Source organism: Streptomyces tubbatahanensis (genome assembly GCF_022699385.1).
Taxonomy (GTDB): Bacteria; Actinomycetota; Actinomycetes; order Streptomycetales; family Streptomycetaceae; genus Streptomyces; species Streptomyces diacarni.
In genome coordinates this window covers 4,204,667-4,216,814 of record NZ_CP093846.1, presented here as the reverse complement: position 1 = coordinate 4,216,814, position 12,148 = coordinate 4,204,667, and the positions used below count along the sequence as shown (strand labels likewise).

Genomic DNA, 12,148 nt, shown 5'->3' with positions numbered 1-12,148 from the left:
CCTGTGATGCTCCCTTGTCGCAGGCCCGCATTGCCGGCAAGCACCCTGCCCGGGCGCGGCTCGCGCCCAAGCCGTCGAACCCGGCGGATCTCCGCTCCGTCGCCAGGGGGACGCAGCGGAGATCCGTCCTGCCACTCGGCCGGGGGGCGTTCCTGTCACTCGGCCTGGGCCGGTCCTGTCACTCGCCCAGCGTCCGTTCCGTCACCCGGCCCGGGCCGCCGTCGCGCTCGGACGCAGGAAGGAACGCCACCCCCCGGCCGGCTTCTCTCCCACCTCCAGGGTGCGCAACTTGGCCAGCAGGCGGGGGTCCTGAGCGTCCAGCCAGTCGGCGAGTTGGCGGAACGAGACGCAGCGGACGCCTTCCTTGCGGCAGACCGTCTTCATGACGTGCTCCACGGCATCCATGTAGATGCCGCCGTTCCAGTCCTCGAAGTGGTTGCCGATGATCATCGGTGCGCGGTTGCCGTTGTAGGCGCGCTCGAAGCCCTGGAGGAGGCCGTCGCGCATCTGGCGCTTCCAGGCCGGTCGTTTCTCCACCGGCCCGTCGACCGTCCCGGACTGGTTGGCCAGGAAGTTGTAGTCCATCGAGAGGGTCTCGAACTTCCTGCCGGGCACGGGTACCTGCTGCAGGGGCAGGTCCCACAGGCCCTGGCGCTTGTCAGGCCAGACCTGGGTGCCGTTGCCGCTCGAGTCGTAGCGGAAGCCCATCTGGCTCGCCGCCTTCAGCAGGTTCTCCTGGCCCTCGAGGCAGGGGGTGCGGCCGCCGACCAACTCCCGGGTGTAGTCGAAGGGCAGCGGTTTGGCCGCTTCGAATCCGGTGGTCGTCTTCCAGTGTTCGACGAACCAGCGCGCCTGCTTGATCTCGCTCTTCCACTGGTCGACGGACCAGGAGTCCACACCGCTCGGACCGCAGAAGTGCCCGTTGAAGTGGGTGCCGATCTCGCTGCCTTCCAGCCAGGCCTTGCGGACCTGCTTGAGCGTGGCCCGGACGTTCTTGTCCTTCAGGTAGCCGATGTCGGAGGCTCCGGCGGCGTGCCCGGGCGGGGAGTAACGTTTCGCCTCGTCCTCCGGCAGCGTGTAGATACCGCTGAGGAAGTAGGTCTGCGCCGCACCGTACTTCTTGCCGGCCTTACGGAAGCGGGAGAAGAGCTTCTTGCTGTCCTCTCCGGCGCCGTCCCACGAGAAGACGACGAACTGCGGCGGCTTCTGACCCGGCTTGAGCTTGTGGGGCGTGGGCTGGAACGGCTGGTGTCCCGTCAAGGACGTCGAGCCGTCCCCCAGTAGCTGGACCTTGCCCTGTGGATTGGCCTTCGGCGCCCCGCCCGGCGCCTCCTCGGTCCGCTGAGGGCTGTTGCCGCCCGAGCATCCGGCGGCCGCCACGGACAGCGCCAGAGCCGCCAGGACCGCGGTGGTGAGAGCGGGTCGTCTTCGCGTGGCTGCCATCGGGCTCACCTCGTCCTCTCGCCTTGTCTCGTCGGTCACCGGGCGCGACCGGCGTCGTCGCCATGCGTGATAAAAGTGACACGAGACGTTAATCAGACAAATAGGACAAGCTGTTTTTTAGGCGGCTTTCACTCGATGGGTGGAACACGGGCCGCCAGGGCCCACTCCGCGCTTCACCAAGGCTTTACTTGGGATTACATTTCGTTTACTCGCACTTGAGAGAAGCCGGAAGGTCGCGCGGCACCGGCTTCCTCGCCGCCTCACCACCCCTGACGCGGCCTCACCCCTGACACGGCCTCATCACTGACACGGCGTCACCACCAGGGCCTCACACCGCCCGTCGCCACCGCCCCGGCCGGCGCCGACCTCGACAGCACCGGCGAAGCCACCGTCGGCCGGCTCCCCCACGAAGCAGCCACCGCACCGGGCCGGGACCGGCCCCCGTGCGGCCCTCACCCCCACCTCATCGCTCCTACTGCTCACCACACCGCTCGCGCCGCGCAGCCCCGCTGCCCGGCCCTCATCGAGAGGAGGCTCGATGTCTCACCGCACCCCTTTGTGGAGCGGCCCCTGTGGCCACTCGAAGCGCTCCACCGCACGTCAGCGCTGGTCGGCGGACCTGTCCGCCTCCCTCACGGTCTTTCTGATCGCGCTGCCGCTCTCCCTCGGGATCGCGCTGGCCGCAGGGGCCCCGCTCCAGGCAGGCCTGGTGGCCGGCGCGGTCGGCGGGCTGGTCTGCGGCCGACTCGGCGGCGCCCCCTTGCAGATCACCGGCCCGGCCGCAGGGCTGACGGTGATCACGGCCGACCTCATCCAGACGTACGGCTGGCGGGCCACCTGCGCTGTGACGATCGCGGCGGGGCTCGTGCAGATCGGGCTCGGCTTCCTGCGGGTCGCGCGCTCCGCGCTCGCCGTGAGTCCCGCGATCGTGCACGGCATGCTGGCGGGTATCGGGGTCACCATCGCCCTGGCGCAGCTCCACGTGATGCTCGGCGGCGACCCGGACAGTTCGCCGCTCACCAACGCGCGTCAACTGCCCGGACAGCTGGTGTCGCTGCAACCGGCCGCCCTGTCCGTCAGCGTGCTGACGGTCGTCGTACTCCTGGGGTGGCCGCGGCTGAAGACGCACGGCGGGCCGCTCGGAGCGGCGGCGGGGAGGGTGCCGGCCGCGCTGGCCGCCGTCGGGGCGGCCACGCTCGCGGCCACGCTGGGAGACATGCGCCTGCCCCGTGTCGACCTGCCGTCCTGGAGCGCCCACGCCCTTCCCCGGCTCCCCGAGGGCTCCCTGCTGGGGCTCGGCGCGGCGGTGGTGACGCTCACCCTGGTCGCCACCGTGCAGGGCCTGTTGTCGGCCGTCGCCGCCGACAAGCTCGCGGCGGCGCGCCCGGCCGGTGACCGGGTGCCTCGCAGCGATCTGGACCGGGAGCTGCGGGCGCACGGGATCGCGAACATGTTCTCGGGAGCGCTGGGCGGGCTACCGGTCACCGGCGTCGCGGTGCGCAGCTCCGCGAACATCGCGGCAGGTGCCGTGAGCCGTCACTCCGCGCTCTTGCAGGGCGTGTGGCTCTTGCTCGCCGCGGGGCTCCTGGTCGGCGTGCTGGAGCTGATCCCGCTGCCCGCGCTGGGCGCGCTCGTGATGGTCGTCGGCGTGCGGATGGTCAATCCGGGCCACATCCGGACGGTGACGAAGCACCGCGAAGCACTGGTGTTCGGTGTCACGGCGGTCACCGTGGTGCTGTGGGGAGTGCTGGAGGGCGTGGGGACGGGCATCGCGGTGGCGGTGGCCGTCGCACTGCACCGACTGGCACGGACGCGGATCGTCGTGGAACGGGTGGGGACGGACGAGCCGCGCCCCGAAGAGGCGGACGAGCCGCGCTCCCGGGAAGGCGCGAGGGCCGGCGCCTCACCCGGCCACGGCGGCGGAGACGTCAACGCGGTGGGGGCCCGGGAGGACGGCACGCGGTCGAACGCGCGTCAGAAGACTCATCCGGGTGGGCGGGGCGACGCGTATCTGATCCGGGTGCGCGGTCAGTTGACGTTCTTGGCGGTGCCACGGCTGAGCCGTGCTCTGGCGGAGGTGCCCGAAGGGGCGAGAGCGAGTGTCGAGCTGAAGGGATCGTTCATGGACCACGCGGCGTTCGAGGCGCTGGAGGACTGGCGTGCCGCGCACACGGCTTCCGGCGGCGAGGCCGAGCTGAGAGGGCGTGCCGGCCAAGAGCTCGCGGAGCTTCCGGCCGAGCACATGTGCCGTCCCTGGACCCCCTGGCGCAACCACCAGTGCACGCTGCCCTCGGCGGGGAGCGGCCGCAGCAGTGGGGCGAGCAGCCCGAACGGCACGCACAGCGTGAACAGCACGAGCGGAAAAGGTCCGCAAGGCGGAACGCAGGCGAGCGGTCACAAGGGCGTACCGAAGAACCGCGGCGAGGAGGAGGAAAGGGAGAAGACAGCCCGGCCCGGATCGGACGACGAAAGGGGGAGCGCGACGCGCGGAGACGGCCCGCCGGGCAAGAAAGGCCTCACCTCTCCGGACGGCTGCTCATCCCCCGCGACCGCCCCGGTCGGTGCGTCCTCGTCCCGGGGCCAGCTGCTCGGCGGGGTGCGCAACTTCCAGCGGTCCACGGCTCCACTCGTACGGGAAGAGCTCGCGCGGTTGGCGAGGGAGGGGCAGCAGCCTTCCCAGCTCTTCGTCACCTGCGCCGACTCGCGGGTCGTCACCAGCATGATCACCTCCAGTGGCCCAGGCGACCTGTTCACCGTGCGCAACATCGGCAATTTGGTGCCGCCGCCGGGCGAGCAGGGCGGTGACGCGTCGGTGGCCGCGGCGATCGAGTACGCCGTCGAGGTGCTGAGGGTGTCGTCGGTGACCGTGTGCGGGCATTCGGGCTGCGGTGCCATGCAGGCCCTGCACCGCGAGGAGACCGCTGCGGTCGAGGGAACCGCCGCCCGCCCGGAGACCGCCGACCGCCCTGAGACCGCCGGCCCCGCGAAGGCCGCGACACCGCTCGCACGGTGGCTGCGGTACGGACGCCCGGGCCTTGAGCGGTTCAGGGCGGCGAGGCGCGACGGCGCCAGGAGGGACGCCGGCGTGCCTCGCCTGGCCGACCGGGCGACGGCTGACGAGCTCGAGGCCCTCTGTCTGGTCAACATCGTGCAGCAGTTGGAGCACTTGGCCGCGCACGAGTGCGTCGCGCGGCGACTGCGCGAGGGGACGCTGGAGTTGCAGGGCCTGTACTTCCACGTCGGGGAGGCCCAGGCCTACGTGTGGGAGGGACAGGGCGGCGGCCGGGAGGGTCACGACGGTGGCGCTTCGGACCCCGTGTTCACGGCCGTCGGCGCCGACTTCCCCGCTCCCGGTGCCTCCACGTCGTCGCCGCCCGGTGCAGCGGTCTCCCCCTCGTGTTCCGCTCGCGAACCCGTACGCCAGGTGTAGGAGGCAACGACATCTGACAGGTCTACACCAATTTCGGCGACGGCCCTTGTCATGGGGGTGGGGCGGCTGATGAGCTATGGGCCGGGACACAGCGCACACCCCGGGAAAGGGAGATGCCGTGAGCAACGAAAGCCTGGCCAATCTGCTCAAGGAGGAGGGGGAAAAATGAGCGAGTCTTCCCTCTCCAACCTGCTCAAGGAAGAGCGGAGGTTCGCCCCGCCCGCCGACCTTGCCGCGCATGCCAATGTCACCGCTGCGGCGTACGAGCAGGCGAAGGCCGACCGGCTGGGTTTCTGGGCCGAGCAGGCGCGCCGTCTGAGCTGGGGCACCGAGCCGACCGAGACGCTCGACTGGTCGAACCCGCCGTTCGCCAAGTGGTTCAAGGACGGCAAGCTCAACGTCGCCTACAACTGCGTGGACCGCCACGTGGAGGCCGGTCACGGCGACCGGGTTGCCATCAACTTCGAGGGCGAGCCCGGCGACACCCGCACGCTCACCTACGCCGACCTCCAGCGTGAGGTCTCGCAGGCGGCGAACGCGCTGACGGAACTGGGCGTCGAAGCCGGCGACCGGGTGGCGATCTACATGCCGATGATCCCGGAGACGGCGGTCGCGATGCTGGCGTGCGCCCGCATCGGTGCCCCGCACTCGGTGGTCTTCGGCGGCTTCTCGGCGGACGCGCTGGCAACCCGGATCGAGGACGCCGACGCGCGCGTCGTCATCACCTCCGACGGCGGCTACCGCAAGGGCGCGCCCTCGGCGCTCAAGCCGGCCGTCGACGAGGCGCTGACCCGTCCGGGGACCGAGAAGGTGCGCAGCGTCCTCGTCGTGCGCAGGACCGGCCAGGAGGACATCTCCTGGACCGAGGGGCGGGACGTGTGGTGGCACGAGATCGTCGGCCGCCAGTCCGAGCAGCACACGCCGCAGGACTTCGACGCCGAGCACCCGCTGTTCATCCTGTACACCTCCGGCACCACGGGTAAGCCGAAGGGCATCCTGCACACCACAGGCGGTTACCTGACGCAGGTCGCCTACACCCACCACGCGGTCTTCGACCTCAAGCCGGAGAGCGACGTCTTCTGGTGCACCGCCGACGTCGGCTGGGTGACCGGGCACTCGTACATCGTCTACGGGCCGCTGGCCAACGGTGCGACGGAGGTGCTGTACGAGGGCACGCCGGACTCGCCGCACAAGGGCCGCTGGTGGGAGATCGTGCAGAAGTACGGCGTCACGATCCTCTACACGGCGCCGACCGCGATCCGCGCCTGCATGAAGTGGGGCGACGACATCCCGGCGAAGTTCGACCTGTCGTCGCTGCGCATCCTCGGTTCGGTGGGTGAGCCCATCAACCCGGAGGCGTGGGTGTGGTATCGGCACCACATCGGGGCCGACCGTACGCCGGTGGTCGACACCTGGTGGCAGACCGAGACCGGCGGCATCATGATCAGCCCGCTGCCCGGCGTCACGGAGACCAAGCCGGGCTCGGCCCAGGTGCCGCTGCCGGGCATCGCCGCGACGGTCGTGGACGACGAGGCGCAGGAGGTGTCCAACGGCTCCGGCGGCTATCTGGTGCTCACCGAGCCGTGGCCGTCGATGCTGCGCACGATCTGGGGCGACGACCAGCGGTTCCTGGACACCTACTGGTCGCGGTTCCAGGACAAGTACTTCGCCGGGGACGGCGCCAAGAAGGACGACGACGGCGACGTGTGGCTGCTGGGCCGCGTGGACGATGTGATGCTCGTCTCAGGCCACAACATCTCCACCACGGAGGTGGAGTCGGCGCTGGTCTCGCACCCGAAGGTCGCCGAGGCGGCGGTCGTCGGCGCCACCGACCCGCAGACGACGCAGGCGATCTGCGCGTTCGTCATTCTGCGTGGCGGTGCGGAGGAGGACGACGCGCTGGTCGACGAGCTGCGCAACCACGTGGCCAAGCAGCTCGGCCCGATCGCCAAGCCGAAGCGGATCCTGCCGGTCGCCGAGCTTCCCAAGACGCGTTCCGGCAAGATCATGCGCCGTCTGCTGCGGGACGTCGCGGAGAACCGGACGCTGGGTGACACCCAGACGCTCACCGACTCCTCGGTGATGGATCTCATCCAGTCCAAGCTGCCGAGCGCACCCAGCGAGGACTGACCCGGCGAGAACTGACCCGCCCCGGTCCCGGGCGGACCCGCCCAGTGGGAAGCGCGCCTTCCGCCGCGGAGCGGAGCCACCGGGACCGTGCGAGGGGGCGGCCGGCAACACGCCGGCCGCCCCCTCGCTCGTGTTGGTTACCCTGGTGGAGGCGCGTAAAGAACGTGCCAAGGACGAGGGGCGAGCCGGGAAGTCTGGTCGGCACACACCGCAGGTGTGTCCGCGACCAGCCCTGGAGGCCTGGCCAGCATGACTCCGCCGACCGACCCGCCTTCTCCGCGACCCCCCTCCACTCGGCCGACCCCACCCACCGGGTCACCCGGCTCGCCCGGGGCACCCGGATCCCCTCCGCGCAGGAAAGGCTCCGTCTTTCTCGGCAGGCTGCCGCTGGGGGAACGGAGGTACCTCGCGGACGCGCTGCGCACCGAGACGGTGGGCGGCACGCTCCTGCTGGTCGCCGCCGTGCTGGCGCTGCTGCTGGCCAACACCGGCCTCAGCGGCTTCTACGAGAGCGTCAGGGACTTCCACTTCGGGCCCGAGGCGCTGCACCTGAACCTGTCGGTGGCGGACTGGGCCAAGGACGGTCTGCTGACGCTCTTCTTCTTCGTCGCCGGGATCGAACTCAAACGCGAGCTGGTCGCGGGTGAGCTGCGCGATCCGCGGGCGGCGGCGCTGCCGATCGTCTCCGCGCTGTGCGGGATGGCGGTTCCGGCGCTGTTCTACCTGGCCTCGGCGGCGGCCGGCGGCGGCGACCCGCGGGGCTGGGCGATCCCGATGGCGACGGACATCGCGTTCGCGCTGGGCGTGCTGGCCGTACTCGGCACGGGGCTGCCCTCGGCGCTGCGCGCGTTCCTGCTGACGCTCGCGGTGGTGGACGACCTGGGCGCCATCGTGATCATCGCCGTCTTCTACTCGGCGGGCATCAGCTTCGGCGCGCTGGCGGGGGCGGTCGCGGGGCTGGCGGTGTTCTGGTTCCTGCACCACAGGGGTGTGCGGGGCTGGTACGTGTACGTGCCGCTCGCGGTCGTCGTCTGGGGCCTGATGCACGCCAGCGGGGTGCACGCCACGGTGGCGGGGGTGGCGATGGGGCTGATGTTGCGCTGCACGGTTCGTGAGGGGGAGCGGACCTCTCCGGCGGCGCACATCGAACACCTGGTCAGGCCGTTGTCGGCCGGGCTCGCCGTGCCGCTCTTCGCGCTGTTCGCGGCGGGCGTCGCCGTCTCGGGCGGCGCGATGACGGACGTGTTCACCAAGCCGGAGACCCTGGGGGTGGTGCTCGGGCTGCTGGTGGGCAAGACGCTCGGCGTCTTCGGTGGCGCCTGGGCGGCGGCGCGCTTCACCAGAGCGGAGCTGAACCGGGACCTGGCGTGGGCCGACGTGCTGGCCGTCGCCACTCTTTCCGGTATCGGTTTCACCGTCTCTTTCCTGATCAGTGACCTGGCGTTCGCGGGCGGGGCGGGGACCCTCGCCGACGAGGCGAAGGCCGCCGTGCTGACCGGTTCACTGCTGGCCGCACTCGTGGCGGGCGTGCTGCTCAAGCTCAGGGCCCGCAGACACCGTTCGCTGCTGGAGGCCGAGGACCGTGACGAGGACGGCGACGGCGTCCCGGACGTGTACGAGGAGCACGAGGCGGACTTCCATCTGCGGATGGCGGCGCTGTACGAGGCGAGAGCGGACGAGCACCGCAGGCTCGCCGAGGTGGCCAGGGGCCGGGACGTGACGGACGATGGTCCGGCATGATCGGAGCCCACGGCATGTTGACCGGTCGGTAATCCGGGCACTAGCCAGGGAAGCCACGGGCCCGCACCCGCGGGCCCGCCCGCACACCACGGCCCCGCACACGGCGGGACCGCACACCCACGGCCCCGCACACGGCGGGACCGCACACCGCGGGCCCGTACGCAGCGGGACCGCAGAGCGCGGGCCCGTACGCCGCGGGCCCGTACGAGGAGCAAGGGAGACACAGCGATGAGCGCAGCCGACGACGGCCGCAGCCTCGGCCAGTTGGTCGCGGCGGCCACTGCGGAGATGTCCGCGCTGGTGCACGACGAGATCGCGCTGGCCAAGGTGGAACTGCGGCAGGACGTCAAGCGCGGGGTGCTGGGCAGCGGCGCCGCCCTGGTCGCCGGTGTCCTGCTGCTCTTCGCCCTGCCGGTGCTGAGCTTCGCCGCCGCCTTCGGCATCCACAACCTGGGGCTCGGCCTCGCCTGGTCGTTCCTGATCGTGGGCGGTGCCTTCATCGTGCTCGCGCTGATCCTCCTGCTGCTGGCGCTGGCCAAGTTCAAGAGGGTGGCCAAGAGCAAGAGCCCGCAGAAGTCGGTGGCCTCGGCCAAGCAGAGCGCGTCCGTGCTCTCGCACGCCAAGCCGCACCCCCGTGCGTCGGAGAACGGAGGCAAGGAGCGCCCGCAGTTGCAGGGTGTGACACGCTCGTCCGTATGACGCTCGCAGACAGTCCCGCGGCCGTGATCCGTCCCGAGGGCCCCTGGATTCACCGGGACGTGGCCGCCAACGGAGCACGCTTCCACATCACCGAAATGGGTGAGGGGCCGCTGGTGCTGCTGCTGCACGGCTTCCCGCAGTACTGGTGGGCGTGGCGGCACCAGCTCCCCGCGCTCGCGGACGCCGGTTACCGCGCCGTGGCGATGGACCTGCGCGGGGTCGGCGGCAGTGACCGTACGCCGCGCGGTTACGACCCGGCCAACCTCGCGCTCGACGTGACCGGGGTCATCCGCTCCCTGGGCGAGCCGGACGCCGCGCTGGTCGGACACGACCTGGGCGGCTATCTGGCATGGACGGCGGCGGTGATGCGGCCCAAGCTGATCCGCCGGCTCGTGGCGGTCTCGATGCCCCACCCCCGCCGCTGGCGGGCCGCCATGCTGGCCGACGTGCGCCAGACGGCGGCCAGCTCCCACATCTGGGGCTTCCAGCGCCCCTGGGTGCCCGAACGGCAACTCGTCGCGGACGAGGGCGCCTTGGTGGGGAAGCTGATCAGGGACTGGGCGGGACCGAAGCTGGCGGGCCCGACGGAGGACGCCGCCGTCGAGAACTACCGGCGCGCGATGTGCGTGCCCTCCACGGCACACTGCTCGGTGGAGCCGTACCGGTGGCTGGTGCGGTCGCTGGCCCGTCCTGACGGGGTGCAGTTCTACCGCAGGATGAAGCGCCCTGTGCGGGTGCCGACGCTGCATCTGCACGGTTCACTCGATCCGGTGGCGCGCACGCGCAGCGCCGCGGGGTCGGGGCAGTACGTCGAGGCCCCGTACCGCTGGCGCCTCTTCGACGGGCTGGGGCACTGGCCGCACGAGGAGGACCCGCAGGCCTTCACCAGCGAACTGGTGCACTGGCTCAGCGACCCGGAACCTGACCGCTGAACCACTGCGGGGACGCGCAGGCGCGCGTGGGGCACGCGAGCGCCCTGACGCGCAGGGGCAGCGGCCTGCCGGGCCGCGGGCCCCGCGGCGGTCACACTTCCCCTCCGCTTCCCCTGCGCTTTCCGTCCGCTTCCCCTCCGCCTCGTACACATGCCCGCCGCATAGGCCGAATGAGGGGCGCAGGGGCGATTACTGACCATGAGCCAGGGGCAGGGAGCCGGTATGGGCTTGACGCACGACTTTGGTGACGTGGCACGTAACCGCGGGCATCTGAGGGGACAGCGCGGCCAGTTCTCCCCCCGTGCCGCCGCCCCGCCGCATCCCGCGCACGCCGAGCTGGGCATTCCACGCATCCTGCGCCGCCGTGCGCGCTGGGTGGGCGCCAGACTGCGGCACACCCGCACCTGACTGCCGCGGCTTCGACGCCACAGCGCCGCGGAGCGCGGGGTAGGCCTCAGAGAGCGCAGCCCTGGGTGTCGACCGGCCGCTGCGCCGTACGGCCCCGGACGATGTCGTCGCGGATCTCGTCGATGCTCAGCGCGTAGCCGGTGCGGTCGTCGTCCAGGGACTTGGCGAACACGACGCCGTAGACCCGGCCGTCAGGCGTGAGCAGCGGGCCGCCGGAGTTGCCTTGCCGGATCATGGCGTAGAGGGAGTAGACGTCGCGGTTGACGGTGCCCCGGTGGTAGATGTCGGGGCCCTTGGCGTGGACGCGGCCGCGTACCCGCGCGGAGCGTACGTCGTAGCCGCCGTTCTCCGGGAAGCCGGCGACGATGGCGCCGTCCCCGCTGTCGGCGTCCTGCTCGGCGAAGCGCAGCACGGGCGCGCGCAGCCCGGGCACGTCGACGACGGCGATGTCGCGCTTCCAGTCGTAGAGCACGACGCGGCCCTCGTGGCGCGCTCCCTCGCCGCCGATCTGCACGGTCGGGTGCTCGACGCCGCCGACGACGTGCGCGTTCGTCATCACCTTGCCGGGCGAGAAGACGAACCCGGTGCCCTCCAGCTCCTTGCCGCAGCCGGGCGCCGTACCGACGACCTTGACGATGCTGCGTCTGGCGCGCTCGGCCACCGGGCTGCCCGCCAGCTTCGGGTCGGGCGGGGAGACGTCGCGGATCGGCTCGTCGGAGAACGGCGAGAAGACCTGCGGGTAGCCGTTCTCGGCCAGCAGCGAGGCGAAGTCGTCGAACCAGCGGTTGCTCTGCTCCGGCATGACCTGGTCGACGCCGTGCAGGATCGCCGAACCGCGCACCTCCTTGCCGGGCGTCGTCAGGGAGGTGCCGGCCAGCGCCGTGCCCAGCAGCCAGGCGACGAACAGCATCGCGAGGACGTTGACGAGCGCACCCCCGGTCGCGTCCAGCGCACGCGCGGGCGACCAGGTGATGTACTGCCGCAGCTTGTTGCCCAGGTGGGTGGTGAGCGCCTGCCCGACCGAGGCGCAGACGATCACGACGACGACGGCGCCGATCGCCATGCCGGGACCGGGCCGGCTTCCGTCGGTGAACTGGTCCCACAGGAGAGGCAGCACGAGCAGCGCCACCAGGCCGCCGCCGAGGAAGCCGAGGACGGACAGGATGCCGACGACGAAGCCCTGGCGGTATCCGACGATCGCGAACCACACGGCTGCCACGATCAGCAGTACGTCCAGCACGTTCACCGAATCATCCTCGCCTCGGGTTCACTTCGACCTGCCCCGCCCTTTTCTCCCGGAGGGCGCTCCGTGCGGAACGTTCCGTGTGGAACCTACGGGGGACGGAAGAGACACCGTCTCATGAGG

General features: G+C 71.2%; 8 protein-coding genes. 6 read left to right on the top strand and 2 right to left on the bottom strand.

The genetic code is table 11. The features are described from left to right. Positions 1 to 201: 201 nt before the first annotated feature. Positions 202 to 1,443 (bottom strand): polysaccharide deacetylase family protein, encoded by a 1,242-nt coding sequence (locus MMF93_RS18145; RefSeq protein ID WP_242752879.1) that lies wholly within the window; start codon positions 1,441 to 1,443, stop codon positions 202 to 204. A gap of 538 nt (positions 1,444 to 1,981) precedes the next feature. On the opposite strand from MMF93_RS18145, the gene MMF93_RS18140 reads away from it, so the two are divergent. From MMF93_RS18140 to MMF93_RS18115, 6 genes are all read left to right on the top strand, one after another. Next, the gene (locus tag MMF93_RS18140) at positions 1,982 to 4,873 is read left to right on the top strand and encodes a bifunctional SulP family inorganic anion transporter/carbonic anhydrase (RefSeq protein WP_242752877.1); all 2,892 of its coding nucleotides are present in this window, start codon (positions 1,982 to 1,984) and stop codon (positions 4,871 to 4,873) included. A gap of 165 nt (positions 4,874 to 5,038) precedes the next feature. Then, complete coding sequence (gene acs / locus MMF93_RS18135; RefSeq protein ID WP_423835465.1) at positions 5,039 to 7,003, top strand: acetate--CoA ligase; 1,965 nt, start codon at positions 5,039 to 5,041, stop codon at positions 7,001 to 7,003. Between the two features lie 249 nt (positions 7,004 to 7,252). Further along, a complete protein-coding gene (gene nhaA / locus MMF93_RS18130; protein WP_242752875.1) occupies positions 7,253 to 8,743 on the top strand; it encodes a Na+/H+ antiporter NhaA in 1,491 nt (496 codons plus the stop codon). 228 nt (positions 8,744 to 8,971) lie between these two features. Continuing rightward, a complete protein-coding gene (locus tag MMF93_RS18125) occupies positions 8,972 to 9,442 on the top strand; it encodes a phage holin family protein (protein WP_242752873.1) in 471 nt (156 codons plus the stop codon). Next, entirely contained in the window at positions 9,439 to 10,374 is a 936-nt protein-coding gene (locus tag MMF93_RS18120) for an alpha/beta fold hydrolase (RefSeq protein WP_242752871.1), read from the top strand. The genes MMF93_RS18125 and MMF93_RS18120 overlap by 4 nt, the downstream gene beginning before the upstream one ends. A gap of 249 nt (positions 10,375 to 10,623) precedes the next feature. Then, on the top strand, positions 10,624 to 10,782 hold the full coding sequence (locus MMF93_RS18115; protein WP_423835464.1) for a hypothetical protein: 159 nt from the start codon (positions 10,624 to 10,626) through the stop codon (positions 10,780 to 10,782). A 46-nt stretch (positions 10,783 to 10,828) separates the two neighbouring features. Here the strand turns inward: MMF93_RS18115 and MMF93_RS18110 are convergent, their stop codons facing one another. Further along, positions 10,829 to 12,028 (bottom strand): MarP family serine protease, encoded by a 1,200-nt coding sequence (locus MMF93_RS18110; RefSeq protein ID WP_242752869.1) that lies wholly within the window; start codon positions 12,026 to 12,028, stop codon positions 10,829 to 10,831. Positions 12,029 to 12,148 lie beyond the last annotated feature (120 nt).

Bases quoted from the DNA above. Each gene is read 5' to 3' on its own strand.
- MMF93_RS18120 (WP_242752871.1), top strand. From the start codon at position 9,439: ATGACGCTCGCAGACAGTCCCGCGGCCGTGATCCGTCCCGAGGGCCCC.
- MMF93_RS18140 (WP_242752877.1), top strand. From the start codon at position 1,982: ATGTCTCACCGCACCCCTTTGTGGAGCGGCCCCTGTGGCCACTCGAAG.
- acs (WP_423835465.1), top strand. From the start codon at position 5,039: ATGAGCGAGTCTTCCCTCTCCAACCTGCTCAAGGAAGAGCGGAGGTTC.
- MMF93_RS18145 (WP_242752879.1), bottom strand. From the start codon at position 1,443: ATGGCAGCCACGCGAAGACGACCCGCTCTCACCACCGCGGTCCTGGCG.
- MMF93_RS18125 (WP_242752873.1), top strand. From the start codon at position 8,972: ATGAGCGCAGCCGACGACGGCCGCAGCCTCGGCCAGTTGGTCGCGGCG.
- nhaA (WP_242752875.1), top strand. From the start codon at position 7,253: ATGACTCCGCCGACCGACCCGCCTTCTCCGCGACCCCCCTCCACTCGG.